This is a genomic window from Kitasatospora sp. NPDC059747 (genome assembly GCF_042732955.1).
Taxonomy (GTDB): Bacteria; Actinomycetota; Actinomycetes; order Streptomycetales; family Streptomycetaceae; genus Kitasatospora.
In genome coordinates, this window is sequence record NZ_JBHWGV010000031.1 from 16,873 (window position 1) to 41,155 (window position 24,283).

The window sequence follows — 24,283 nt, forward strand, 5'->3', positions numbered from 1 at the left end:
CCGACCGGCCGCCGCTCCACCCGGCCGGAACCCGTTTTGGCGATCCGCCCGACATCCCATATGCTTCTCGACGTCCCCGAACGCTGGAACACAGCGGGACAGGCCGCAAGCCCTCATCGTCTAGTGGCCCAGGACGCCGCCCTTTCAAGGCGGTAGCACGGGTTCGAATCCCGTTGGGGGCACGCAGTACCGCAGTACCCGTAGTAAAGTGCAGTGCCGCAAGACCTGGTGGCCCACCAGCCACCTAAGGTCCCGTGGAGCAGTTGGTTAGCTCGCCACCCTGTCAAGGTGGAGGTCGCGGGTTCAAGTCCCGTCGGGATCGCTCGTCTCGCAAGAGACGGTGCAGTACGGCCAGGTAGCTCAGTTGGTACGAGCGTCCGCCTGAAAAGCGGAAGGTCGCCGGTTCGACCCCGGCCCTGGCCACCGCCAGGAAGGCCCCGGAGAGATCACTCTCCGGGGCCTTCGCCGTTTGCGCGTGCCATCAGCAGGCGGGCCGTGTGACGCGGATCATGATCTCCGCCTTCCGCCGCACCCCGTCCACCGCACCCGCCACACCCGCCACCACGGCCCCCGGAGCGGGCCGAGCGGGCCCTTCGAGCCGGAGGACGCCCGGGGGCACCAGGGGGCGCCAGAGGACCCGCCAGGGCCCCCAACCCCCGGAGCACACCGGTGGGACGCCTGGCCGGCCCTTCGAGCGCCGACGGCCGGCCACATCGACCACCAACGGCCCGCCCTTCGTCCGACGCCGGGATATGCGGCCTCCGGACCGTGCGCGCAGCACCGTTTTCAAAGGCCGTTTATACGTCCGCATCCGGTGAATAATGCGGCCCTGATTTCGAATTTTCCAGAGCGTCGCATAAATATGCAGACCCGGCGGATTTGAATGTCATGTGCAGCCGCCCTGACGCCCGGTCACCCCTGTGACCTGGTGCGGTATAGTTCCGCTCATCTGGGGGGATGCGCGCGGTTGTCAGTGGAACGGGCTACGGTTCCACTGAATTCACAGCGCGGCCGACATCGGTGCGGGGATCTCCCAGGAACACCGTGGAACGGCTACGCCGAGGTCGCGATCCCCATCGCATCGCGCCGCGGCGGCGCAGCCATGAATGCAATTTCGGGGGAATGCATTGGCGCAATCAAGGACCTTTCTCGCCGATCGGGGCAATGAGTTCCGGGAACTGCTCGACGCGCTCTCCGAGGTCCGGTCCGGGCGCGCGGCCGTCACCGTGGTCGACGGCCCCTCGGGGCTGGGGAAGACCGCTCTCCTCGACGCCCTGGGCCGGGAGGCGCGGGACCAGGAGATGACGGTGCTGAGGGCCCGCTGCAGCATCGTCGAGCGCGACTTCCACTTCGGCGCCGTCCGCCAGCTCCTCGCTCCCGTGCTCGGCGCACCGGCCGCGCGGCGCCCGGCCGCCGCGCAGAAGGCGGAGGCGGTGCTGGAGGGGATGCCCTACCGGATGCCCGAGCCCGGTTCGGCGGCCGCCGACTTCGACCGGCTGGCGTCGCTGTGCGCACCCGTCCTGCAGCTGGCCGAGGAGCGGCCGGTGGTCCTGGCGGTGGACGACGTCTGCTGGGCCGACGAGTACTCGTCCCAGTGGCTGGCGTTCCTGGCGCGCCGACTGGACGACGTCCCGGTGCAGCTCGCCGTCGTTTCCCGGGGCTCGCTGCCGAACGCCGGCGGTGAGCTGGTCCACGAGCTGATGCAGCACCCGGCGTGCCGGGTGGTCCAGCCCGGGCTGCTGACCGTGGAGGGCGCGGCCCGGGTCGTCGCCGAGGGCGTCGGTCCCGGGGCCGCCGAGGCGTTCGGCCCGGAGTTCCACGCGATGACCGGGGGCAACCCCGCCCTGGTCGCCGCCCTGGTCCGCGAGCTGGGCAGGACGGGCGGGCTGCCGGAGACCACCGGGCTCGTTCGCCCCGGCGCGGTCGGTGAGCGGGTGCTGCCGACCGCGTTGCGGGCCCTGCTCCGCCGGGAGCCGCCCGTGGTGCTGCGGGTGGCCGGTCTGCTGGCCGAACTGGGCGTCGACACCGGGACCGACGTCCTGCGGACCGTCACCGGGCTGGAACAGCCGCTGCTCGACCATGCGGTGACCGCCCTGGAGGGCAGCGGGCTGCTCGCCGCCGGTCCGGCCGGGCGGTTCTGCCACCCGCAGGTCTCGGAGTCGCTCGCCGGCCTGCTCGCGGCCACCGACCGGGCCATCGCGCACGCCGACACCGCACGGGCGCTGTTCCGGGCCCGGGCGGCCGCGGAACGGATCGCGGCCCACGTGGTGGCCGGCGCGAGCACCGGCGAGCCGTGGCGGGTGGAGGTGCTGCGCCGGGCCGCACGGTCCGCGGGCGAGCGGGGCGACACGGCCGCGGCCGTCCGCTTCCTCCGGCACGCGCTCACCGAGACCGCCTCGACGGAGGTCCGGCACCGGCTCCTGGTGGAGCTGGGCACCGCCGAGGCCCACAGCGACCTGAACGACTGCGTGCGGCACCTCGGCGAGGCCGAGACCCTGAGCACCGATCCCGAGCAGCGGGCGGAGTTCGTGCCGTTGCTCGCCCGCGCCCTGGTCCAGTCGGGGCTGCCCCGCCCGGCGATCGACCTGCTCGACCGCACGGCGGCGGAACTCTCCGACACGAACCGGCTGCTGCTGCCGATCCTGAGCCTGCGCGCCGTCATTCCCGACGGGGGACGGCCCGCCTGCTGGGGCTCCCTGACCACCCGCGGGCCGCGGGCGGAGCCCACCGGCCGGACGCCGGACGAGCGCGGGCTGCTGGCGGCGCTCGCGATGCGGTCCGTGATCGCCCTGGACGGCGCCGACCGTGCCGGAGAACTCGCCGGGAACGCCCTGCGCGGGTTCCACCCGGCGCAGGACCAGGCCCAGACCGCCGTGCTGGCCGTGACCGCCCTGCTCGACGCCGACCGGATCGAGACCGCCCGTCGCGGGGCCTCGGAGATCCGGGCGGCCGACCTCGCGCACTGGCCGCCGGCCGCGCGGGCGGTGACGGCCGCGGTCCGGGCACGGCTGCGCCACCGGACCGGTGAGCTGGCCGCGGCCCTGGACGAGGCCGAGCACGCCCTGGCCCTGTCGGACGAGCCGCACCCGTACCTGCCGCACGTCGTCGCGGCCGCCGTGCAGGTCCTGCTGGAGACCGACCGGGTCGAGGCCGCGGCGGAGCTCGTCGAACGCGTCGCCGGGGCCGCCGGCCACGCCGGCTGGACGTGGCCGTACTTCCTGGAGGCCCGCGCGCGCGTGCGCATGGCCCAGGGGCAGGCCGCGGCGGCGCTGCGGGACCTCATGGAGTGCGGACGGCTCATGGAGGAGCTCTGGGGGGACAATCCGGGCCGGATCGCCTGGCGCTCCCGGGCGGCGGTCATCGAGCACCGGCTGAACCGCCCGGAGGCGGCCCAGGAGTTCGCCGCCCAGGAGGTGGAGCAGGCGCACGCCTGGGGTGCCCCGGTGGTGCTGGCCCGGGCCCTGCGGGTGGCCGCGCTGGTCGGTCCCAGGGCGCTGGCCCGGACGGGCCTGGAGGACTCGGTGGCGCTGCTGGAGAACGCGTCCGATCCGCTGGAGCTCGCCCGATCGGTGACGGCGCTCGGCACCCTGCTCGCGGCCACCGGGCACACGGACGCCGGACGGGCCCGGTTGCGCCAGGCCCTCGCGCTCACCCAGGCCGCCGGGGCCACCGCGCTGGCGGGCCGCGTGCACAACGAGCTGCTGGCCACCGGCGCCCGCCCGCGGCGGCTCCCGCAGGTCGGGCCGGAGTCGCTGACCCCGAGTCAGCAGCGGATCGCCCGACTGGCCGCCGAGGGGCTGAGCAACGAGGACATCGCGGCCCGGCTCTACATCACCCGGCGCACGGTGGAGTTCCATCTGACGCACGCGTACCGGAAGTTGTGCATCGACGGACGGGTCGGCCTGCGCGCCGCGCTGTTCGGGGAGGCGGCCTAGGCGCTGGCCGGCCCGGGGCTCCCCGGGCCGGCCAAGGCGCTAGATCAGCGGATGCGGCTCCCGGCGGCCCTCGGGTGCGAGGGGTGTGAGGCCGGTCCTGGCGCCTGCGGACGCGAGCCGGCCGCGGTGCCAGTTGAAGGCGCAGGACTCGTCCAGCCGCAGGGGTTGCAGGCCCTCGGGCACGATCTTGACCGCGTGCCAGCCCATGCGGACGAGCGCCTCGGGCAGCCGGTGGGTGAGGTCGACCGCCACCGGCCGCACGCCCTGCTCCGCGAGTGCCCGCACCAGCCCGTCGACGGTGAGCCCGTCCGGTGCGGCACCCGCTCCGGCGTCGGCGAGGAGCCGCGCCTCCTCCGGGACGAACCCGGCGGCCCAGGACGCCACCGCCGCCGCGCCGTGCTCGGAGGCGAAGTACTGCGCGCGTTCGAGCTCGGTGCGCGGCTGCGCGGTCGGCGCGTCCGCGGGGTCGTTGCGGTTGACCAGGCGGAGCGCGGAACGGATCTGCATGGCTTCCTGCAGGGCCTTGCCCAGAGCGGTGCAGGCGTCCCCGGACGCGCAGGCGCCGACGGCCGCGAGCCGCCCGGGGCCGTCCGTGTCGACGATCACGGCGGTGGCGCAGTGGACGCCGGGCAGGCCGGTGGGGATCCAGGCCAGCACCGGTCGCAGTCCGGCGGCGGATGCCGCCCGGTGGGCGAGCCGGAGCCGCTGCCGGCCGGGGGTCGCCGGGCTCTGCCGCAGGACGGCCTCCGGGTCGGCCACGGGCAGCGGCAGCCGGCACTGCCAGGCGGTGATGAGCGCGTCCCGCTCGATCACCTCCAGCAGGGCCGACAGCAGGGCCTGCTCGGGGGTCGCTCCGGAGGCGGCTCCCGACGGGGACGGGTCGAAGCCCGCCGCGTCGTCCGGGTGGGCCGGGTAGTCGACCAGGCCCGCCGGGACGTGCACCCCGCCGCCGTCGACGAGCGACCGGCCCGGGTACCAGCGCAGTTCCCGGCGGGCCGCGGCCGGGTCCGCCAGCTCGGCGCCCTCCCGGGTGAAGTCCAGGGCGGAGCCCGCCAGTTCGGCCGCCGAGGCGACCGTCACCGGGTCGCCCGCCGGGTACAGGGCGAAGCGCTCCACCGCCTCGCCCGCGGCACGCACCAGGGTGTCGCCGCGCGAAGCGCCGTACGCGCCGACCACCTCGCGGGCGAGCGTGCTACCTTCGCGGGAGGCGGCCCCGGTGCGCGCCGGGTGCAGTTCCACCAGGCCCTGCCAGAGCGGCTCGTCCGGCAGGCGGGGCGGGCGGAGCGCGCCGGCCGCGGCCAGGCCGTTGTGCGGGTCGAGCGTGGCGATGAAGTCGATCACGGGGCTGCCTCGAGGACCTCGGCGTACAGTTCGGTGAGCTCGTGGACGGTGAAGCCGGCCAGCATGGGCAGGCCGCCGCCCCAGGCGCGGGCGGCCGCCCTGGCCAGGTCGGCGGGCGCGGGCGCGGGGCCGGCGAACGCGTCGACGCCCCAGTCGGCCGCCAGCGTCCTGATGCCGCGGACGGGGTCGTCCGCCAGCCCGGGCGCTCCGGCCCTGACGGCGTCCCAGGCCTGCCGGAGCCGTTCCCGGTCGCCGAGCCTGGCGTCGCCGGCCATGATCCGGCGCCACACCACGGGCAGGACGGCGGCGGTGGCGGCCATCTTGCGCACGCCCGCGCTCGCGGACAGCTCGTTGGCCAGGAACCAGGTCTTCGCGGCGAAGGGGTCGCGGCCGACCATGCTCAGCCCGAGGACGGTCCGCGCGCTCAGCACGGCGACCTCGGCCGCCGGCCGTCCGGTGCTCCCGGCTGCCGCGAGTTCCCGCAGCAGGTCGCGGGCCTCGGTCTCGGCCGCCGCCGGGCAGCGCCTTCCGGGAATCGTCAGGTAGGCGTTGGCCATGCGCATCATCGCCTCCAGCGTCCCCTCCCGCAGGAGGGGGCCCGGGAGGGAGGCGGTCGCGACCGGGTCCAGCACCGCCGTGTCGGCGGACAGCAGGGGATGCATGACGAGCTTGCGGCGGCCCTCGACCAGCACCGTGGCGGCGCAGCTCACCTCGGCGGCGGTGCCGACGGTGGTCGGGACCGCGACGAGCTCCGGGTACGGTCCGGCGAGCGGTTCGGCCGGGCCGCCGTGCACCAGTCCGGGACGGGGACCGCCGAGCCGGATCCGCGTCGGCGTGCCGGGGGCGGCGGTGAACAGCCGGGCCAGTGCGGCCTGGTCCAGCACCGCGCCGCCGCCGACCACGACCACGCGCTCGAACTCGCGCAGCTGCCCGGCGAGGACGACGGCGCTGTCCAGGTCACCGGCCAGGGGGTCGACGCGGATCACCTCCCCGTCGTGGGGGAGCGATTCGGCGAGACCGGGCTGGTCGGCGTCCACGACGAGGACCGTCCGGTGGGAGCGGACCCGCCGCCACACCTCGGCCAGCGCGCCCTCGCCGAAGTGGATCTGCGTGCGCTGGCGCCAGACCGCCGGCGGCCCGGGGCGTTCGGTCCCGCCGGTCACCGGTGCCCCACCCGTCGGGAGGTCTCGGCGAGGCCCTCGGCCACCGCCTCGGCCAGGTCGGCGTGGTCCTGCTCCGTGCTGGTGAGGACCGGGATGAGCTGGACGGCGCCGGGGCCGGGGTAGACCAGGGCGCCGTGCGAGCGGATCGCCGCGATCGCGCCCTGGACGGCCCGGCCGTCCAGCGGGTCGCCGTCGGCGTCGCGCAGGTGCAGGGCGCGGAAGCAGCCGACGCCGGTGGTCCTGGCCACCAGCGGCAGCCGGTCGGTCAGTTCGGCGAGGAGCGCGTCCAGGGCGGCGGCGGTCCGTGCGCCGGCGGCCAGGGCGTCGAGCTCGTCGAACTGCCGGAGCGTGGCCGAGACCGCGGCGCAGCTGGCGGGGCTGCCGGCCTGGGTCTCGGCGTGGACCAGGATCGCGTCCCGCCGCTCGAACCCCTCGGCGACGGCGTGCGAGACGAGCACGGCCGAGGCGGCGCAGCTGCCGTTGGTCAGGCCCTTGGAGGTGAGGAGCAGGTCCGGTGCCTCGGCCCAGCGCGAGCTGGCGAACAGCGGGCCGGTCCGGCCGAAGCCGGTCGCCACCTCGTCCGCGACCAGCAGGAACCCGTGCTCGCGCCGCAGCCTGATCATGGCCTCGACGAAGGCGTCGGACAGCGGGTGCGCCCCGGACCCGAGGACCGGCTCGCACACCAGCGAGGCGACGCGGGAGCCGTGGCGGGCCATGAACCGCTCGAGTTCCTCCGGGTCCGCCGGGTCGACGTGCCGGACGTTGCGCAGGTCGACGCCGTACAGCTGCTGGTCGAGCGCCTCCCCGGTGAGGGAGTGGGCCCCGTACGTCAGCCCGTGGTAGCTGCCGCGCAGGCCGACGACGAGCTTGCGCTCCGGCTGGCCCCGGAGCACCGCGTACTGCCGGGCGAGCTTCATCGCGAGGTCGTTCGCCGCCCCGCCGGAGGTGGAGAACACGGCGCGCCGGTAGGCCGTTCCGGCGGCGGCCACCAGGTCCTCGGCGGCCCTGACCGCGTAGTCGTGCGAGTAGCGGAACAGGCTGAGGTAGGAGGCGTCCCGGCCGGTGGCGGCGATCGCGTCGCCGATCGCGTCGTTGCCGTAGCCGAGGTTGACGTTCCACAGGCCGCTGGTGGCATCCAGCACCTCGGTGCCGTCGGCGAAGCGCAGCCGGGTGCCGCGGGCGCCGGTGGCCCGGCGGTCGACCCGGCCGAACTCGCTGGGCGGGAGCAGGAACTCCCAGAGCGGATAGGTGTTCACGGTGGTCACGCGGGCCTCCTGGCGGTCAGCACGAACAGGGGCGAGCCCTCGGCCATCCGGCGCACGGGGTGGACTTCGACGGCCGGGAACCCGGCGTCGGACAGCTCCTGCCGGAGCGTGTCCAGGTCGGGCGTGTGGACGGTGGAGGTCAGCAGCAGGGGCCGGCCCTCGCGCCCGAGGTGCAGGACGGCCACCCGGCGGCGCTGCAGGTGCGGTTCCTGGTACTCGACGAGGAAGTCCACGGCGTCGGCGGTGGTCATGGGGTGCACGGCCTCGGTGGCCGCGGCCGCCGGGGGGTGGAGGCTGAGGACGAACTCGCCCCCGGGCTCCAGGTGGTCGTGGACACGGCGCAGGAACGCCGGTCGTACCTCGGGCGGCACCAGTCCGATGGTGGTGGTGCCGAGGACCGCGGCCCGGAAGGTCCGGCCCAGGTCCAGCTCGAACATGTCGGCCTCGACGGTCTCCAGCCGCTGCGCCAGGTGCCGGGCGGCGGGGTCGGCGAGGCGCCGGGTCAGCTCGGCGAGCAGGGAGGCGGACAGGTCCAGCGCGGTGACCCGGTGCCCTGCGGCGAGCATCGGGATGGTCAGCCGGCCGGAGCCGCAGGCGAGTTCGAGGACCGGGCCGGACACGCCGCGCAGCCGGGTGAGCAGATCGGGGATCTCGCTGGTGTCGTGGACGGTGAGCCGGTGGTACACCGGCCCGCCCAGGGGTCCGTACATGTCGGTGACGGTGAGCGAGGTGCCGAGGGCGGCGGCGATCCGGCCGGCCAGGCCGGGCAGCGCCGCCGGTTCGATGGTGCCGGTGCTCATCGGTCGCCCTCCGCACGGGCCGGCGAGCCGCTGCCGCCGAGGCGGGCGGTCAGGTCGGCGTGCAGTTCCGCCGCCCGGGACGGGGTCACCTGGAACAGCCGGGCGGCTTCGGCCGCGGCCTGCTCCGCCTCGTCCAGCACCGCGAAGACCTCCAGCAGCCGGGCGGAGTCCCGTCCGAGCCGGAACAGCCGGGAGCCGTCGGCCGGCACGGCGTAGCAGGTGCCGTCGTGTTCGGTGATCAGCGGCGCGTCCACGGCCTCGACCGGCGCCGTCGGCAGCCCGGGGGTGAGGCGCACGCCGAACCCGGACACCGTCGGCTCGCCGCCGAACCGGCCGGCCAGCCGCCGGCGGACGTCGAGCGCCCGGAGGTAGCGGCCGAGCCAGGGCCGGGAGGCCGCGCCGGCCAGCAGGACGGACCGCTCCAGCACGCCGTCGAGCGTGGGATCGCCGCCGTGCGCGGCCAGGGCCATGGCCACCGCCTCCGCGCCGTCCTCCACCCGGGCCAGGTCGCTGCCGCCGATCCCGGTGCGGACCGTTCCGTCCGTCGTGACGTACAGCCGCCCGGTGCCCGGCCGGCGGGCGGGCGCCGCCAGGGCGCCGATGTCGGCCGGGTGGACGGAGGAGTGGCCGAGCGCGGCGGCCCAGACGCCGCCGTGCGCCGCCCGGTCCGCGTCGGCGAGGAACGCCGCGTGGTCCGCCTCGCCGGTGATCCGCACGACCGTCGGACCCGCGATCGACAGGTACGGCAGCGAGCAGTAGTCGAAGGTCTGCACGTAGACCTCGTCGGCCACCGACAGTTCGTCACCCGGGTGCGCCAGGCCGCCCCCGACGGAGATCCCGGGCACCCCGGTGCCACCGCCGTCGGCGTCCTCCGCGAACAGCCAGGCCCCGGGAGCGACCAGGCCGGCGGCGAGCACCGGGTCCACGTCGCCGCCCGGCTCGACCAGCACGCCGCCCGGATTCCGCCGGTCCGGCGCCGTGTCGCCGGCGAACCATTCACAGAGCCGGTCCACGCCCTCGCGGAGCTTTTCCTCCACCGCTGTTCTCCCTCTCCGATTGCCGCCGGCGCCGCCTTTTCCCGGCGTGCCCGATCAGGACGAACGTACGGCCGGAAAGCCCATCGGGAACACCGTTGAACGACCCTGGAGTCGACCACAGGTATTTGTCCGCGCCTCCGCAGCGAAGAGCCGTCGGACACGTAGCGATCCCCGAAGCAAAAACCGCAAGGTGTTCCCACCGGCCGCACCGGGGGCCAGGATTGGGAGCAACACCGCAACCGGACTGGAGGCACGGAATGCCCGCTGTCGAGTTTGAGAACCTGCCGGAATTCGACGTCGAAGAGCTGGAAATGCTCGACGCGCCGGGTTTCCTCGGCTGGGACAAGGAGACCTGGGCCGGCTTCGCGGTCGGCGCCGGCATCAGCGCGGGAATCCTCGCGACCTGACGAGCGACACCCGATGGACCACATCTGATGGACCACGCCCGATAGACCACGCCCGATAAACGACTGCCAATTGGAGAATCACATGCAGCAGAACCAGGACCAGGATCCGGCCACCCGCCCCGACTTCGCGGTCGAGCCCCTGGAGGAGCTGGACGCCCCCGGCTTCATGGACGGCCTCGGGACCGGCATCACCATCGTCGGCGGCGGCGCCGCCATCCTCGAGGCGGCCGGCGTCATCGCCCTGACCTGACCGCGGTCGACACCCGAGAAATCCCACCGATCGACCGGTCGACCGGTCGACCAGTCAAGGAGAACCAGTGAACCAGGACATCACCGCCCAGCCGGAGGCCGCGGACTTCGCGGTCGAGGAGCTCGACACCCTCGCCGCCCCGGGCTGGCTGGACACCGCCCATGACGTCACGCAGATCACCGCCCTCGGTGGCGCGGCCTTCGTCATTGGCCTGAGCATCACCTGATCCACCGTAGGCTGTGGGGGCGGGCGACGGGGGCGACCCTGCGCCCGCCGCCACAGCAGGCGCTGCGAGACCGATGCACCGCCACCTCATGTCCGAAAGGAGCTGGGGGTGCTCCGGTTCCAACCATGGCGGCGCACCTCCGACCGACCATGCGAAGCTTTTACGTAAGCCTGGGCATCGTCAGCCTGGCCATACTCCTCACCAGCCTTCTCGCCCGGCACACCGACGGCCCGCTTCAGACCGGCCTCTGGGTGCTCGTCGGCGTCGAGTGCGTGGCCGCGTTGGCCGTCATGGCCCGCAGGAACTGACCGCCCGGGCTCCATCTGGAGCCACATTTTGAAGCCTCTGATCGTCTGCACAGATCTGACCAAGGAATACGGCGGATTCCGCGCCGTGGACCGGGTCTCCTTCGAGGTCACCGCCGGCAGCGTCACCGCCCTCCTCGGGCGCAACGGGTGCGGCAAGTCCACCACGCTCCGGATGCTGCTCGGGCTGACCGCCCCCACCTCCGGCAGCGCGCTGATCGACGGGGTCCCGTACCGCGAACTCCCTTGCCCCGCAAGGGTCGTGGGCGCGGCGGTCACCGACGTCCCCGGACATCCCGCGCTCACCGTGCGGGCCCAGCTGAGCCTGGTCGCCGAAGCCGTCGGCGCCCCGCCCGGGGCCGTCGACGAGGTCCTGCGGACGATCGACCTGGAGGAAGCCGAGTACCGCCGGATCGACGTGCTGTCCCTCGGCATGCGCCAGCGGCTCTCGCTCGGCTGCGCCCTGGTGGGCTCGCCCCGGATCCTGGTCCTGGACGAGCCCGCCAACGGCCTTGACCCGGACGGGATCCGCTGGCTGCGCGGCTTCCTGCGCTCCTTCGCCGAAGGGGGCGGCGCCGTGCTCGTCTCCAGCCACAGCCTGGACGAGGTCCAGCGCACCGCGGACCACGTGGTCGTGCTCGACCGGACGGTCCGGTACGCGGGCCCGCTGGACGGCCTGCTCGACGACGCCCACGCCAGCCTGGACGACGCGTTCCACCACCTCCTGGACGGCACCCGCGACACCGAGGGGGCCGCCGCGTGAACGCCGGACCCACCCACCCCGCCCGGTTCACCACCGTCCTGCGCACCGAGCTGCGCAAGCTGCGCGCCGGCCGCGGCCTGCTCTACACCGTCGGCACCGGCCTCGCCCTGATCGCCCTGGCCGCCATCGGCTCGGCCCGGCACGCCACCGAGGCGGCCATGCCGGCCGAGGAGGCGGCACTGGCCGTCATCCGCCAGGGCTTCGCCGGGCTGCTGTTCGCCACCATCACCGGCTCGCTCCTGGTCACCGGGGAGTACCGGCACCGCACCTGGACCCGCACCTACCTGGTCACGCCGGACCGGACGCGGGTGCTCGCCGCCAAGGCGGCGGCCTCGGTGGCCGTCGGCCTCCCGGTCGGCGTGCTGTCCGCGCTCGTGAGCACCGCCATCGCGGCCGGCTTCGGCCACGCCCCCGTCAACACCTGGGAGGTGTGGCGGCTGTTGCTGACGATCGTGCTGGTCAGCACCCTCGCCGGCCCCTGGGGGGTGGCCCTCGGCTACCTGATCCGCAACCAGGTCGCCACCGTGCTCGCCGTCGTCGCGTACACCAGCGGCATCGAGGCCGTCGTGATCGTCGCGCTCCCCGACTTCGGGCGCTTCCTGCCCGGCGGCACCCAGCTGTCCCTGCTGCACGACCCCGAGCTGACCGCGCCGCTGCCCGGCTGGGCCGCGCTGGCCCTGCTCCTCGGCTACATCGCGGCGGCCCTTTTCGGTGCGGTGTTCCGGGAGCGCACGGCGGAGCCGAACTGACATGGGGACCGCCACTGCCGCACCCGTCCCGGACGTCCCCACCAGGCCGCAGGTGCGGCCCGGGATCGAGCTCATCGCACCGGAGAACGGCGAGCGGGCCTGGACGGCCGCCGACCACGACTCGGGCCGGTTCACCCGCCTCGGCGCCGGCGCCGCCACCCTCCTCCAGGGCCTCGACGGCACCCGTGACCTGGACCGGCTCCGGGCCGACCTGGCCCCGTCCGTCCCGGCGGAGGTGCTCGACACCGCGCTGCGCCGCTTCACCGACCTCGGGCTGCTGACCGGCACCGCCCCCGAGAGCCCGGGCAACGGCCGCTTCCAGTACCGCCGCCCGGCCGCCCTGCAGTTCACGGTGTTCCGGCGCCCGGGCTTCCTCGCTCCGGGCCGCCCGCTGCCCCGGCTGATGGCCAACCGGGTGAGCACCGCGCTGTGCGGTGCCGCCGTGTTCGCCGGGCTGGCGGTGGTCCTCTCCGGCGCCGTCCGGATCTCCGAGGCCGCCTGGCGGCCCCAGCCCTGGCAGTACTGGGCGATCGCCATGGGCGTCGTGATCGCGGTCAACGGCCTGCACGAACTCGCCCACGGCGCCTGCCTCGCCCGGTACGGCGGGCACGCCCGCCGGATCGGCGTCATGCTGCTGTACCTGACGCCGGCGATGTTCTGCGACGTCACCGACGTGTGGCGGCTGCGCGACCGCCGCCAGCGGGTCATGGTCGCGCTGGCCGGGGTCACCTGCCAGCTCGGCTGCGCGGGCGTGCTCGCGCTGGGCTCGGCGGTCACCGCCGGCGCCGCCTGCGACCTGCTCGGCGTGTGCGCGACGATGACCACGTTCGCGGGGCTGTTCAACCTGCTGCCGTTCATCAAGCTCGACGGCTACATCGCCCTCATGGCGTGGGTGGACATCCCGAACCTGCGGGAGAAGAGCATGGCCGACGTCCGTGCCCTCGCCGGCTGGGTGGCCTTCGGCGGACCCCGGCCCGCCCGCACCCTGGCCGACGGCTGGGCCGTGTACGGGGCCGTCTGCCTGCTCTTCCCCTGGTTGCTGCTCGGCAACCTGCTCATCGCCGGGCGGGCGGCCCTGATCGGCTTCGGGCCGATGGGGGCGCTGTCCTGGCTGTGCCTCCTCGCCGCGCTGGCCCTCCACATCGCGGTCCGGCTGTTCCACGCCTACCGTGCGAGCGGCGCCCGCACCCCCTTGCGCGGTCTGCTCGCCCTGGGCGCGGGCGCGGCGGTCCTCGCCGGCCTCGCACACGCCCGCCCGTACACCGAGACCGAGTACGGCGCCTACACCGTCACCGGCGACGGCGTCCGTCTGCTGCTCCCGGACGCACCGGGAGTCCGCGCCCCCCAGCCGGGTGGCGAGGTCTCCCTCATGCACCTGGGGATCCTCGGGCGACAGCCCGTCGGCACCGCGGTCACCGGAACCTCCATGGGCACGGAGACCGTCCCGGCGGAGCCCTTCCTCCCGGTCACGGGGATCCCCGGCTCGCTGTCGGCGAAGGTGTACACGCTCTCCCGCCCCACCGGCGCCGAACCGGGGGACCAGGGCATGGCGGTCGTTGCGACCGGGAGCACGGACCTCCTGACCCACCTGGCCAGAGCGGCCGTGCTCGACCCGTGGCGACTCGTGGTCGACGGCTGACGTCGCCTCCGGGGAATCCCCGCCCTACAGACGGCCCGTGAGCCAGTCGGCCGTGGTGGGGAGCCAGTCGGGGAGGGCGGTGCCCAGCAGGTGGTTGCCGTGCGGGACGAGGAGGAGCTCGGCGGCGGGGGCCTCGGCGGCGAGGGGGGTCGCGTTGGTAACGCCCGGGATCACGTCCTCGCCGCCCTCGACGACGAGGACCGGCACGGTCAGCGCGGGCACCAGGCCCGTCACGTCCAGCCGGGCGGCGAACGCGCGGGCGGCCTCGGGGCCGCCGCAGCGCTGGACGAGGGTCGCGCGGACGAACGGGGGGAGCTCGTCCCACGCCAGCCGGTACGGGCCGCTGACCAGTGCGGCGGCCCGTACGCGCGGCTCGTGGGCGGCGGCCGTGGCCGCGTAGTAGCCGCCGAGGCTCAGGCCGACGACCGCGATCCGGTCGGGGTCCAGGCCGTCGCGGCCGGCGAGGGCGTCGATCGCGCGGCCGACGACGCGGTGGTAGTCCGGTTCGGGGACGCTGCCGGCAGCGAGGACGCCCTGGCCGGGGCCGTCGATCGCGAGGACGGCCGAGCCGCGGGCCAGCAGGGCCTCGACGACGGCGTGGAACTCCTCCTTGCCGGAGTCCATCCCCGGCACGACCAGCACGACCGGCCGGGGTGCCGCCGGGCCGCCGGACGGGCGGCGCAGCCAGCCCGCGAAGCCGTCGCCCTCGACCCGTTCCGCCGCCGGGTCGAGGTGGGCCAGCGCCCGCCGCATGGCCTCGTCCGCGTCGGCGGCGGTCCGGGCGGCGGCCTCGCGGTCGGGGTGCGGGAGCCACCCGGCGACGTGGTGCCAGCGGGCGGCCGTCCGGTACGCCTCGCCGGCGGTGACGCCCCGGCCCTCGGCGGCGGCGCGCCCGGCGGCCTCCGCGTGGCGCTGCCCGGCGGCGGCGCACGCGGCGGGCCAGTCGTGCGCGGAGGCCAGCGGGGCGGTCACCCGGTCGTAGTCGTACGGGTCGAGGCCGGCGCCGTGGGCGCGGGGGCGGCTGACCTCGACGAAGGCGGCGAGGAAGCCGGGGTCGTCGAGGAAGGAGAAGAAGGAGTCGTCGGACATCGTCGGTTCCCTTTCGGCGCGGATCAGTTGACGGTCAGGACGGCCTTGCCGCGGATGCGGCGGTCGCGCAGGTCGGTGAGGGTGGCGGCGGTCTCGGTCCAGGGCGCGACCCGGCCGAGCTCGGGGGTCAGGCGGCCCTCCGCGACCAGGCGGACCAGGGTGGCGAGGTCGCGGCCGTCGGGCACGTCGGAGTCGGCGTAGTGGAAGTGCCGCAGGGTCGCGGACTCCGGGCCGGTGAAGAAGTCGAAGAAGTCGAGCGTGGCGGGCCGCCGGGAGGCCTGGCCGAACCAGATCAGGGTGCCGCGCCGGGCCAGCCGGGCGAGGGCGAGCGGCAGGGCGTCGCCGCCGGTGGACTCCAGCACCAGGTCGTACGGGCCGCGCGCCGCGCCGACCTCGTGGACCACCTCGGCCGCGCCGAGCTCGGCGAGCCGCCGGCCGCGCTCGGGGGAGGCGGCGACGACGGTCAGTTCGGCCCCGGCGGCGGAGGCCAGCTCGGTGAAGTAGTGCCCGACGCCGCCGGAGGCACCGGTCAGCAGCACCCGGCGGCCGGCCAGCGCGCCCGCCGTGCGGAGCAGGCGCAGCGCGGTGAGGCCGGCCAGCGGCAGGGCGGCGGCGCGGACGGCGTCGATGGAGTCGGGGAGCTCGGCGAGCGAGCTCGTGGGCACGCGCACGTACTCGGCCCAGCCGCCCGCGGGCGGGTGGCCGACCACGCGGCGGCACACGCCCGGCCCGGAGCCGTCGGCGGCGGCCTGGACGACCAGGCCCGCGACGTCCTTGCCCGGCCGCCAGCCCGGCTCGGGGGCCTCCAGCTTGAAGGTCTCACCCCGGTTGACCGAGAACGCCTCGACCTTGACCAGGGCCTCCCCCGGTCCCGGCTCCGGCTGCGCGACCTCCGCGAACCCGACCGGTGCGTCCGCCCGGCCGGTCGGTACCAGCGCCTTCATCCCGTTCTCCCCTCTCGGCGTAGCGTCCCGTTGACCGGCCCAGCACACCGCGGCGGCCCGGAGCCGGTCCAACAACCGCCGGGCGCCGCCGACAACGGGCGGTTGTCGTCCGGGGAACGGCGGCACCCGGCCTGAGCCGAGAGACACGCCCTAAGCTGACGCCTCATGGATCTTGATCTCGCGCAGGTGCGGGCGTTCGTGGCCGCCGCCGAGGAGGCGCACTTCGGGCGGGCGGCGGGGCGGCTCGGGGTCAGCCAGCAGGCGCTGTCGAAGCGGGTGGCCCGGCTGGAGGGCGCCCTCGGGGTGCGGCTGCTGGACCGGGACGCCCGGGGCGTGGGCCTCACCGAGGAGGGCCGGCGGTTCCTGGAGCCGGCCCGGCGGGTGCTCGACCAGGGGGACCGGGCGGTGGCGGCGGTGACGTGCGCCGCCCGGCCGCTGCGGATCGACGTCTGGGGTCACCTGTTCGCGCCGATGCGCACCGTCGCGCAGGCGCTGGACGGCGCGCCGGGGCTGGAGGTGGAGCCGGTGCCCGGCCGGGACCTGCCGTCGGTCGCGGCGGCGCTGCTGCGCGGGGAGTCGGACGCGGGCTTCGGCCGGGTGCACCCGCTGCCGGAGGGCCGGGACGCGGGGCTGACGCACCGGCTGGTGCGGCTGGAGCCGGTGGACGTGCTGCTGTCGGCCGGCCACCCGCTGGCCGGCCGGGACGTGCTGCGCCCGGCCGACCTGCGCGGCAGCGTGCTGCGCTACCCGGCGGCGGTGGACCGGCTGGACTTCCTGACCAGGTTCGCGGACCGGTTCGGCATCGAGCGGCGGGCCGGCTCGACCAACCTGGGGCTGGAGCACTTCGTCGAGCAGGTCCGCGCCGCCCCGGACTGCTTCTCCCTCGTCCCCGCCGACGTCCCGCTCCCGGACCGTCCGGGCGTGCGGACCGTCCCGCTGGTCGAGCCGACGCCGCTGTACGCGTGGTCGCTGCTCTGGCGCACCGAGGGCGGCCCGGGTGACGGCGCGGCCGCCGACCAGCACCCCCGGCTCCAGCCGCTGCTGCGGGCGTTCGCCGAGGAGGCGCGGCGCAGCAGGTGGCTGGAGTACGACCCGGCCCGCGACTGGCTGCCGGACCCGGACGAGGCCGCGCTCACCCCGTAGGACCCCCTGGCCCCGTCACGCCACCGCCTGGTACGCGAGCACCTCGAAGTCCCGTGCGACCGCGGGCGGGGTGGGGCCGTCGAACATGCGCTGGGTGAGCAGGATGCCCGTCAGCCGCTCCTTCGGGTCGTTGAACCAGGTGGTGCCGAGGCCGCCGTCCCAGCCATAGCGGCCGGGGGTGGGCAGGCCGTCGCGGGTGGTGGCGACGGAGACGCCGAAGCCCCAGCCGGTGAGCTCGTCGCGGCCCAGCAGCGGTGCGGAGGCGGTGAGTTGGGCGAGGGTGAGCTGGTTGGTGGTCATCAGCTCGACGGTGGGGCGGGAGAGGATCCGGACGTCTCCGTGGGTGCCGCCGGCGAGGAGCATCCGGGCGAAGGCGAGGTAGTCGTCGACGGTCGAGACGAGGTCGGCGCCGCCGTCGTCGAGGGCCGCGGGCCGGGACCAGGCGCTGTCGGCGGGGTCGTCGTAGACGACGAGGCCGCGGGCGGGGTCGTGCCAGTACTCGACGGGGAGCCGGTGCAACCGGTCGGCCGGGACGGTGAAGCCGGTGTCCCGCATGCCGAGGGGGCCGAGGACGCGCTCGCGCAGCACGTCGCCGAGGGGCTTGCCGCAGGCGCGGGCGAGCAGGATGCCGAGGACGACCGAGCCGGTGTGGTAGTGCCAGCCGGCCCCGGGCTGGTGCAGCAGCGGCAACTCGCCGAGCCGGCGCAGGAATTCGTCCGGCGCTGGGTAGTCGGCGCGCGGCGGCAGGACGTTGACGCCGCGTTCGGCCATGGCGGCGGCGATCGGGGCGCCGCTCGGCGTGGTGAGTCCGTAGCCGAGCCGGAAGGTGAGCAGGTCGCGCAGGCTGATCGGGCGGGCGGCGGGCTCGGTGTCGTCGAGCGGGCCGTCCGGCCGGCGCAGCACGCGCCGGCCGGCGAGTTCGGGCAGCAGGTCGTCGAGCGGGTCGTCGAGGCGCAGGACGCGCTCCTCGACCAGGGTGAGCGCGGCCACGGCGGTGACGGGCTTGCTCATGGACGCGATGCGGAAGATCGTATCGCGCCGCACCGGCGCACCGCCCCCGGCCGTGTGGCTGCCGAGGACCTCGACGTGCTCGTCGCCGTCCCGGGCGACGGCCGCCACCAGGCCGGGCACGGCACCCCGTTCGACGTGCCCGGCCAGCACCCGGTGCAGGCGCTCCAGCCGTTCCTTCGACAACCCGCTCATCGTCCACCGCCCTTCCGGACCGCTGACGGTCCGTCGATCGACTCGTCCGGCACCACGATGGCGGACGGCGGCGACGATCGGGGCGGAACGGGGCGGGAAGGGGCTGCCGCGGCTCAGTTGGTGCGGAGCCAGTGGTCGGTGGTCCGCAGCACCGAACCGTCCGCGGCGTAGGTGGTGAAGGTCTTGACGCCGGAGCCCGGCTTCGCCATGAGGCCGAACCAGCGCAGCGTGGAGTCCCCGGCCGCGACCGGCACCGCCTCGGTGGAGCCGCCGGTCGCCCAGGTGATCACGACCTTCGCCACCTCGGGCCCGACGCCGCCGGCCACCACCGGCGGGAGGCCGGACTCCGCCGCGTCCTTGAGGCCCAGCGACGTGCTCACGCCGGCGACTCCTCCCTTGTACGGTCCGCCCGGCTCGTTGACCACGTGGACGGAGTCGTCCGGCTGCCGCTTGCCGTCCACGGTGTAGTAGAGGTTCGCCAGGTCGTTGTGCGGGGCCCAGTTGCCGGCCGCGTCCTGCGGGAGCAGCGAGCGCGGGTCCGGGTCGGCGGCGGTCCGTTCCTTCCGCATCGTCTCGATCTGCCGGAGGGCGTCCTGCTCGGTGGCCGGGCCGGGCCACTCGGCGACCCAGGCCTGCCAGGTGTGGCCGTTCGCGCTGCCCTCGCCGATCTTGACGCGGATCGGGGTGAACGGGTCCCGCGCGGCCCCGGCCGGGCTGCCCGGGGCGGACGGCGTACCCGACGAAGCCGGGGAGGCGGAGGGAGCGGCAGCCGTGGAAGGAGCCGCCGCCACCGCGGCGCCGCCCGTCCCCGGCCCGTGGCCGCCGAACGCCGAGGCGACCCCGGCCACCGCGACGACCGCCGCCGCGGCCGCCGCCCCGGCCAGCAGCCGACGGCACCGCAGCCGACGCCTCCCGCCGGCGACCAGCCGGTCGTACGGCACCGCGTCGGCCTCGATGCTCCCGGCCAGGTCGCCCAGCGCCCACGAGGCGGCGGCCTCCTCCGCCGCCGTCGGCGCGTGCTCGTTCCCGGGCATGGACTCCGTGCTCATCTGCTACCTCCGATGGTGGTCAGTCCGTCCAGCGAGGAGGACTCCCGGAGCTTGGCCAGCCCCCTGGCCGCCTGGCTCTTCACGTTCCCGACCGAGCAGTCCATCGCCGCCGCGGTCTGGGACTCGCTGAGGTCCTCCCAGTACCGCAGCACCACCGCCTCGCGCTGGCGCGGCGGCAGGGCGGCGAGCGCGGCGAGCAGCACGGCCCGGTCGTCCGGGTCGGCCCCGGCCGGGGCGGGCCGGTCGGGCGGGGCCTCGACCAGGTACTCGGCCGGTCTGCGCCGCCGCCACCGCCGGGCGTGCTCGTTGACCAGGATCCGGCGCACGTACGCGTTCGGGTCGTCCGCCGCGCGGACCTTGTTCCAGTGCACGTACGCGCGCTCCAGCGCCTGCTGGACCAGGTCCTCGGCGCCGTGCCGGTCCCCCGCCAGCAAGTACGCCGTGCGCAGCAGCCGCGTCCACGCGCTGCCGGTGAACGCGCGGAACTCGTCGTCCCGCGCGGCCTTGTGGGCTCCCATGAGCACCTCCTCACCCCACCTGAGTCCGGGGCGCCCGGAAACCGTTGCCCGCACCCGCCCGGAATCCTCCGGGCCCGCCGTGGCGTTTTCGCACCGACCCGGCCACCCGCCGTTCGCGGATCGCCACCGGCGACTGTGACACTGGAGGGGCTCGAAAACCGAGGTGCGCGCCGCCGTGCCTCCTTGCGAACCTAGAGGGATGCCCGCAGTGAGTTCTCCCGCAGTCCAGTCCGCCGCCGCTCCCGCGGAGGGCCCCGGTATCGGCGAGCTGGCCGCCCGCCTGCCCGAGCTGACCCTGCGCGACGAGGTGCGGATCGGACGCCGGCTGGAGGGGGCCCGCCGGGTCCGCAAACCCGAGGCCCGGCAGAAGATCGCCACCGAGATCGCCGCCGACATCGAACGCGCCGAGCTGCTGGTCGAGCAGCGCCGGGGCGCCGTCCCGAAGATCACCTATCCCGCCGAGCTCCCGGTCAGCCAGAAGAAGGACGAGATCCTGGCGGCGATCCGGGACCACCAGGTGGTGATCGTCGCGGGCGAGACCGGCTCCGGCAAGACCACCCAGATCCCGAAGATCTGCCTGGAGCTCGGCCGGGGCGTGCGCGGCCTGGTGGGCCACACCCAGCCCCGCCGGATCGCGGCCCGCACGGTGGCCGAGCGCGTCGCGGAGGAGCTGCGCAGCCCGCTCGGCGAGGCCGTCGGCTGGAAGGTCCGCTTCACCGACCAGGTCGGCCAGGACACCCTGGTCAAGCTGATGACGGACGGCATCCTGCTCGCCGAGATCCAGACCGACCGGGACCTGCACCAGTACGACACCCTGATCATCGACGAGGCGCACGAACGCAGCCTCAACATCGACTTCATCCTCGGCTACGTCAAGCAGCTGCTGCCGCGCCGCCCGGACCTCAAGGTCGTGATCACCTCCGCGACCATCGACCCCGAGCGCTTCGCCCGGCACTTCAACGACGCCCCGATCATCGAGGTCTCCGGCCGGACCTACCCCGTGGAGGTCCGCTACCGCCCGATCCTCGACGAGGACGCCGAGGACGACTCCACCGACGCCGACCGCGACCGGGACCAGATCCAGGCGATCTGCGAGGCCGCCCAGGAGCTCCAGGCCGAGGGGCCGGGCGACATCCTGGTCTTCCTCTCCGGCGAGCGCGAGATCCGCGACACCGCCGACGCGCTCACCCGCCTGAAGCTGAAGTCCACCGAGATCCTGCCGCTGTACGCCCGGCTGAGCTCGGCCGAGCAGCACCGGGTGTTCCAGCGCTCCGGCAGCCGCCGGATCGTGCTGGCCACCAACGTCGCCGAGACCTCGCTGACCGTCCCCGGCATCAAGTACGTGATCGACCCGGGCACCGCCCGCATCTCCCGCTACAGCCACCGCACCAAGGTGCAGCGGCTGCCGATCGAGGCGGTCAGCCAGGCCAGCGCCAACCAGCGCAAGGGCCGCTGCGGGCGCACCTCGGACGGCATCTGCATCCGGCTGTACTCGGAGGAGGACTTCCTCTCCCGGCCGGAGTTCACCGACGCCGAGATCCTGCGCACCAACCTGGCCTCGGTCATCCTGCAGATGACGGCCGCCGGCCTCGGCGACATCGCCGCGTTCCCGTTCCTGGACCCGCCGGACTCGCGCAACATCAAGGACGGCGTGCACCTGCTGCACGAGCTCGGCGCCCTGGACCCGGACGAGAAGGACCCGCGCAAGCGCCTCACCGCGCTCGGCCGCAAGCTGGCGCAGCTCCCGGTGGACCCGCGGATGGCCCGCATGGTGCTGGAGGCGGACAAGAACGGCTGCGTGCGCGACGTCATGGTGATCGCCGCCGCGCTGTCCATCCAGGACCCGCGCGAGCGCCCCACCGAGAAGCGCCAGGCCGCCGACGACCGGCACCGCCGGTTCACCTCGGAGACCTCCGACTTCCTCTCCTACCTGGCGATGTGGCGCTACGTCCGGGAGCAGCAGAAGGAGCTCTCGTCCTCGGCCTTCCGCCGCATGTGCAAGGCGGAGTTCCTCAACTACCTGCGCATACGGGAGTGGCAGGACATCTACACCCAGCTGCGCACGGTGGCGAAGCAGTTGGGGGTGACGATCGAGGAGCCGCATCCGGACGCCGAGCCGGACGCGGACCGGATCCACCAGTCGCTGCTCGCCGGGCTGCTCTCCCACATCGGCCTGTTCGACGTGGAGAAGCGCGAGTACGGCGGCGCGCGCGGCGCCAGGTTCGCGGTCTTCCCGGGCTCCGGCCTGTTCAAGAAGCCGCCGCGCTGGGTGATGTCGGCCGAGCTGGTCGAGACGTCCAGGCTGTGGGCGAGGATCAACGCGAAGATCGAGCCGGAGTGGGTCGAGCCGCTGGCCGGCCACCTGCTCAAGCGCAGCTACAGCGAGCCGCACTGGGAGAAGAAGGCCGGCGCCGTCCTCGGCTACGAGCGGGTGACGCTCTACGGGATGCCGATCGTCGCCCAGCGCAAGATCAACTACGGGAAGATCGACCCGGAGCTGTGCCGCGAGCTGTTCATCCGCAACGCGCTGGTGGAGGGCGACTGGGAGACCCACCACAAGTTCTTCGCGGAGAACCGCAGGCTGCTCGGCGAGGTCGAGGAGCTGGAGAACCGGGCCCGCCGGCGCGACATCCTGGTCGACGACCAGACCCTCTTCGACTTCTACGACGCCCGGCTGCCCGAGGACGTCGTCTCCACCCGGCACTTCGACGCGTGGTGGAAGAAGGCCCGGCACGAGCAGCCGGACCTGCTCAGCTTCGAGAAGTCGATGCTGATCAACGACGCCGCGGACGGCGTCACCGAGGCCGACTACCCGGACCACTGGCAGCAGGGCAAGCTCCGCTTCACGCTGACCTACCAGTTCGAGCCGGGCAGCGACGCGGACGGCGTGACCGTCCACATCCCGCTGCCGGTGCTCAACCAGGTCACCGCGGAGGGCTTCGACTGGCAGATCCCGGGCCTGCGCGAGGAGCTCGTCACCGCGTGGATCAAGTCGCTGCCGAAGGCGGTCCGGCGCAACTTCGTGCCCGCGCCGGACTTCGCCAAGGCCGCGCTGCGCGCGGTGAAGGACCGCCAGGAGCCGTTGCTCCCGTCCCTGGAGCACGCGCTCAAGCGCCTGACGGCCGTGACCGTCCCGCCGGAGGCCTGGGACGACGACCGGGTGCCGGACCACCTCAAGGTCACCTTCCGGGTCGTGGACGGCCGCCGCAAGCTCGCCGAGTCCAAGGACCTGGAGGAACTGCGGCTGCGGCTCAAGCCGAAGCTCAAGGAGACGCTGTCCTCGGCGGCCTCCGGCCAGGGCATCGAGCAGGGCGGGCTGACCGCCTGGCCGGCCGGCCTGCCGGTGCTCCAGCGCACGTTCGAGCAGCGCTCGCGCGGCCACTCGCTGCGCGCCTACCCGGCGCTGGTGGACGAGGGGCAGTCGGTCGGTGTGAAGCTGTTCGACACCCCGGAGGCCCAGGAGCGGGCGATGTGGGACGGCACCAGGCGGCTGCTGATGCTGACCACCAACTCGCCGGCCAAGTCGATCCAGGGCCGCCTGGGCAACCAGGCCAAGCTGGCGCTCTCGCACAGCCCGCACGGCTCGATCACCGCCCTGTTCGAGGACGTGGTGGCCTGCGCGACGGACCGCCTGATGACCCTGGGCGGCGGCCCGGCCTGGGACGAGGCGGCCTTCGGCAAGCTGCACGACAAGGTGCGCGCGGACCTGTACGACCTGTCCGCGGACGCCACGCTGAAGACGGCCACCGCGCTGATCGCCTTCCACAAGGCCTCGACCCGGCTGCGGACGGTCGGCAGCCCGGTGCTGCTGAACGCGGTGAACGACGTCCGGCTGCACCTGGCCTCGCTCGTCCACCCGGGCTTCGTGACGGACACCGGCTGGCAGCGCCTGCCGGACCTCAAGCGCTACCTGCTGGCGGTGGACCGCCGGCTGGAGGCGCTGCCCAACCACCCGCAGCGGGACGCCCAGCAGCTGCTGAAGGTCCAGCAGGTGCAGCAGGCCTACGGGGAGCTGCTGGCGGCCGTCCCGGCCGGGCGGCAGCCGTCCGCGGAGGTGCGGGCCATCCGCTGGATGATCGAGGAGCTGCGGGTCAGCTTCTTCGCGCAGTCGCTGGGCACGCCGACCCCGGTGTCGGAGAAGCGGATCATGAAGGCGATGGAGGCGGCGCGGGCCGCGCTCTGAGTTCCCGCCGGTGGCCGGGGGTGGGGCCCTCAGGAGCCAGTTCGACCTGGGGGCCCACCATGGGCTACGATCTGTCTTGTTCGCAGCGCGGCAAGCGAGTGAACGAGATCAGAAAACTCTGGTCCCGTGGAGCAGTTGGTTAGCTCGCCACCCTGTCAAGGTGGAGGTCGCGGGTTCAAGTCCCGTCGGGATCGCCGCAGTGGGGGGGGGGGGGGGGCGGGGGGGGGGGGTGGGGGGGGCGGGGCTGGGGGTGGGAGACACCACCCCCCCCACA

The 24,283-nt window shown here is 74.7% G+C and carries 20 protein-coding genes and 4 tRNA genes; 14 read left to right on the forward strand and 10 right to left on the reverse strand.

Going from position 1 to position 24,283, the window contains the following annotated elements:
• The first annotated feature begins 109 nt into the window (after positions 1 to 109).
• The 4 genes from ACFV4G_RS16135 (at position 110) to ACFV4G_RS16150 (ending at position 3,935) form a co-directional block, all read left to right on the forward strand.
• Positions 110 to 182 (forward strand) — tRNA-Glu (locus ACFV4G_RS16135).
• A 66-nt stretch (positions 183 to 248) separates the two neighbouring features.
• Positions 249 to 322: transfer RNA gene (locus ACFV4G_RS16140), tRNA-Asp, on the forward strand.
• Positions 323 to 349: 27 nt separating this feature from the next.
• Positions 350 to 423: transfer RNA gene (locus ACFV4G_RS16145), tRNA-Phe, on the forward strand.
• Positions 424 to 1,127: 704 nt separating this feature from the next.
• On the forward strand, positions 1,128 to 3,935 hold the full coding sequence (locus ACFV4G_RS16150) for a helix-turn-helix transcriptional regulator (RefSeq protein WP_380440638.1): 2,808 nt from the start codon (positions 1,128 to 1,130) through the stop codon (positions 3,933 to 3,935).
• A gap of 39 nt (positions 3,936 to 3,974) precedes the next feature.
• Here the strand turns inward: ACFV4G_RS16150 and ACFV4G_RS16155 are convergent, their stop codons facing one another.
• From ACFV4G_RS16155 to mpaB, 5 genes are read right to left on the reverse strand one after another with little or no spacing between them, the layout of a single operon-like run.
• The gene (locus tag ACFV4G_RS16155) at positions 3,975 to 5,276 is read right to left on the reverse strand and encodes a YcaO-like family protein (protein ID WP_380440640.1); all 1,302 of its coding nucleotides are present in this window, start codon (positions 5,274 to 5,276) and stop codon (positions 3,975 to 3,977) included.
• Complete coding sequence (locus ACFV4G_RS16160) at positions 5,273 to 6,439, reverse strand: iron-containing alcohol dehydrogenase (protein ID WP_380440642.1); 1,167 nt, start codon at positions 6,437 to 6,439, stop codon at positions 5,273 to 5,275. Before ACFV4G_RS16160 ends, ACFV4G_RS16155 begins: the two co-directional genes overlap by 4 nt.
• Positions 6,436 to 7,704 carry a daptide-type RiPP biosynthesis aminotransferase gene (gene mpaD / locus ACFV4G_RS16165; RefSeq protein ID WP_380440644.1) on the reverse strand — a complete coding sequence of 423 codons (1,269 nt, stop codon included), beginning with the start codon at positions 7,702 to 7,704 and terminating at the stop codon, positions 6,436 to 6,438. Before mpaD ends, ACFV4G_RS16160 begins: the two co-directional genes overlap by 4 nt.
• Positions 7,701 to 8,504 (reverse strand): daptide-type RiPP biosynthesis methyltransferase, encoded by an 804-nt coding sequence (gene mpaM / locus ACFV4G_RS16170; protein ID WP_380440646.1) that lies wholly within the window; start codon positions 8,502 to 8,504, stop codon positions 7,701 to 7,703. Before mpaM ends, mpaD begins: the two co-directional genes overlap by 4 nt.
• Positions 8,501 to 9,541, reverse strand: a complete 1,041-nt coding sequence (gene mpaB, locus ACFV4G_RS16175) for a daptide biosynthesis RiPP recognition protein (RefSeq protein WP_380440648.1) — start codon at positions 9,539 to 9,541, stop codon at positions 8,501 to 8,503. Before mpaB ends, mpaM begins: the two co-directional genes overlap by 4 nt.
• A 257-nt stretch (positions 9,542 to 9,798) precedes the next feature.
• On the opposite strand from mpaB, the gene ACFV4G_RS16180 reads away from it, so the two are divergent.
• From ACFV4G_RS16180 to mpaP, 7 genes are all read left to right on the forward strand, one after another.
• Positions 9,799 to 9,948 (forward strand): hypothetical protein, encoded by a 150-nt coding sequence (locus ACFV4G_RS16180; protein ID WP_380440650.1) that lies wholly within the window; start codon positions 9,799 to 9,801, stop codon positions 9,946 to 9,948.
• Positions 9,949 to 10,030: 82 nt separating this feature from the next.
• Entirely contained in the window at positions 10,031 to 10,198 is a 168-nt protein-coding gene (locus ACFV4G_RS16185; protein WP_380440652.1) for a hypothetical protein, read from the forward strand.
• A gap of 67 nt (positions 10,199 to 10,265) precedes the next feature.
• Positions 10,266 to 10,424 carry a hypothetical protein gene (locus ACFV4G_RS16190; protein ID WP_380440654.1) on the forward strand — a complete coding sequence of 53 codons (159 nt, stop codon included), beginning with the start codon at positions 10,266 to 10,268 and terminating at the stop codon, positions 10,422 to 10,424.
• 149 nt (positions 10,425 to 10,573) lie between these two features.
• Positions 10,574 to 10,732: a hypothetical protein gene (locus tag ACFV4G_RS16195; RefSeq protein WP_380440656.1), complete on the forward strand. Its 159-nt coding sequence runs from the start codon at positions 10,574 to 10,576 to the stop codon at positions 10,730 to 10,732.
• A gap of 28 nt (positions 10,733 to 10,760) precedes the next feature.
• Positions 10,761 to 11,492 carry an ABC transporter ATP-binding protein gene (locus ACFV4G_RS16200; RefSeq protein WP_380440658.1) on the forward strand — a complete coding sequence of 244 codons (732 nt, stop codon included), beginning with the start codon at positions 10,761 to 10,763 and terminating at the stop codon, positions 11,490 to 11,492.
• Complete coding sequence (locus tag ACFV4G_RS16205) at positions 11,489 to 12,241, forward strand: ABC transporter permease (RefSeq protein ID WP_380440660.1); 753 nt, start codon at positions 11,489 to 11,491, stop codon at positions 12,239 to 12,241. Before ACFV4G_RS16200 ends, ACFV4G_RS16205 begins: the two co-directional genes overlap by 4 nt.
• A 1-nt stretch (position 12,242) precedes the next feature.
• A complete protein-coding gene (gene mpaP, locus ACFV4G_RS16210) occupies positions 12,243 to 13,880 on the forward strand; it encodes a daptide biosynthesis intramembrane metalloprotease (protein WP_380440662.1) in 1,638 nt (545 codons plus the stop codon).
• A 24-nt stretch (positions 13,881 to 13,904) separates the two neighbouring features.
• Here the strand turns inward: mpaP and ACFV4G_RS16215 are convergent, their stop codons facing one another.
• Complete coding sequence (locus tag ACFV4G_RS16215) at positions 13,905 to 14,969, reverse strand: alpha/beta hydrolase family protein (protein ID WP_380440664.1); 1,065 nt, start codon at positions 14,967 to 14,969, stop codon at positions 13,905 to 13,907.
• A gap of 23 nt (positions 14,970 to 14,992) precedes the next feature.
• Complete coding sequence (locus tag ACFV4G_RS16220; protein WP_380440666.1) at positions 14,993 to 15,913, reverse strand: zinc-binding dehydrogenase; 921 nt, start codon at positions 15,911 to 15,913, stop codon at positions 14,993 to 14,995.
• 165 nt (positions 15,914 to 16,078) lie between these two features.
• On the opposite strand from ACFV4G_RS16220, the gene ACFV4G_RS16225 reads away from it, so the two are divergent.
• Positions 16,079 to 17,056, forward strand: a complete 978-nt coding sequence (locus tag ACFV4G_RS16225) for a LysR family transcriptional regulator (RefSeq protein WP_380440668.1) — start codon at positions 16,079 to 16,081, stop codon at positions 17,054 to 17,056.
• Between the two features lie 15 nt (positions 17,057 to 17,071).
• Here ACFV4G_RS16225 and ACFV4G_RS16230 read toward each other — a convergent pair whose 3' ends face one another.
• From ACFV4G_RS16230 to ACFV4G_RS16240, 3 genes are all read right to left on the reverse strand, one after another.
• Entirely contained in the window at positions 17,072 to 18,259 is a 1,188-nt protein-coding gene (locus ACFV4G_RS16230) for a serine hydrolase domain-containing protein (protein WP_380440669.1), read from the reverse strand.
• Between the two features lie 113 nt (positions 18,260 to 18,372).
• Complete coding sequence (locus ACFV4G_RS16235) at positions 18,373 to 19,308, reverse strand: hypothetical protein (protein ID WP_380440671.1); 936 nt, start codon at positions 19,306 to 19,308, stop codon at positions 18,373 to 18,375.
• Positions 19,305 to 19,826, reverse strand: a complete 522-nt coding sequence (locus ACFV4G_RS16240; RefSeq protein ID WP_380440673.1) for a SigE family RNA polymerase sigma factor — start codon at positions 19,824 to 19,826, stop codon at positions 19,305 to 19,307. Before ACFV4G_RS16240 ends, ACFV4G_RS16235 begins: the two co-directional genes overlap by 4 nt.
• Positions 19,827 to 20,025: 199 nt before the next feature.
• On the opposite strand from ACFV4G_RS16240, the gene hrpA reads away from it, so the two are divergent.
• Together hrpA and ACFV4G_RS16250 are read left to right on the forward strand one after the other, a co-directional pair.
• Positions 20,026 to 24,009, forward strand: a complete 3,984-nt coding sequence (hrpA, locus tag ACFV4G_RS16245; protein WP_380440675.1) for an ATP-dependent RNA helicase HrpA — start codon at positions 20,026 to 20,028, stop codon at positions 24,007 to 24,009.
• A 120-nt stretch (positions 24,010 to 24,129) separates the two neighbouring features.
• A tRNA-Asp gene (locus tag ACFV4G_RS16250) sits at positions 24,130 to 24,203 on the forward strand.
• The last annotated feature ends 80 nt before the right edge of the window (positions 24,204 to 24,283 follow it).

What these genes read in the sequence shown, in the direction of transcription:
- ACFV4G_RS16215 (WP_380440664.1), bottom strand. Translation starts at nt 14,969, where the DNA reads ATGTCCGACGACTCCTTCTTCTCCTTCCTCGACGACCCCGGCTTCCTC.
- ACFV4G_RS16220 (WP_380440666.1), bottom strand. Translation starts at nt 15,913, where the DNA reads ATGAAGGCGCTGGTACCGACCGGCCGGGCGGACGCACCGGTCGGGTTC.
- ACFV4G_RS16225 (WP_380440668.1), top strand. Translation starts at nt 16,079, where the DNA reads ATGGATCTTGATCTCGCGCAGGTGCGGGCGTTCGTGGCCGCCGCCGAG.
- mpaP (WP_380440662.1), top strand. Translation starts at nt 12,243, where the DNA reads ATGGGGACCGCCACTGCCGCACCCGTCCCGGACGTCCCCACCAGGCCG.
- ACFV4G_RS16235 (WP_380440671.1), bottom strand. Translation starts at nt 19,308, where the DNA reads ATGAGCACGGAGTCCATGCCCGGGAACGAGCACGCGCCGACGGCGGCG.
- ACFV4G_RS16180 (WP_380440650.1), top strand. Translation starts at nt 9,799, where the DNA reads ATGCCCGCTGTCGAGTTTGAGAACCTGCCGGAATTCGACGTCGAAGAG.
- mpaM (WP_380440646.1), bottom strand. Translation starts at nt 8,504, where the DNA reads ATGAGCACCGGCACCATCGAACCGGCGGCGCTGCCCGGCCTGGCCGGC.
- hrpA (WP_380440675.1), top strand. Translation starts at nt 20,026, where the DNA reads ATGCCCGCAGTGAGTTCTCCCGCAGTCCAGTCCGCCGCCGCTCCCGCG.
- ACFV4G_RS16195 (WP_380440656.1), top strand. Translation starts at nt 10,574, where the DNA reads ATGCGAAGCTTTTACGTAAGCCTGGGCATCGTCAGCCTGGCCATACTC.
- ACFV4G_RS16230 (WP_380440669.1), bottom strand. Translation starts at nt 18,259, where the DNA reads ATGAGCGGGTTGTCGAAGGAACGGCTGGAGCGCCTGCACCGGGTGCTG.
- ACFV4G_RS16185 (WP_380440652.1), top strand. Translation starts at nt 10,031, where the DNA reads ATGCAGCAGAACCAGGACCAGGATCCGGCCACCCGCCCCGACTTCGCG.
- ACFV4G_RS16240 (WP_380440673.1), bottom strand. Translation starts at nt 19,826, where the DNA reads ATGGGAGCCCACAAGGCCGCGCGGGACGACGAGTTCCGCGCGTTCACC.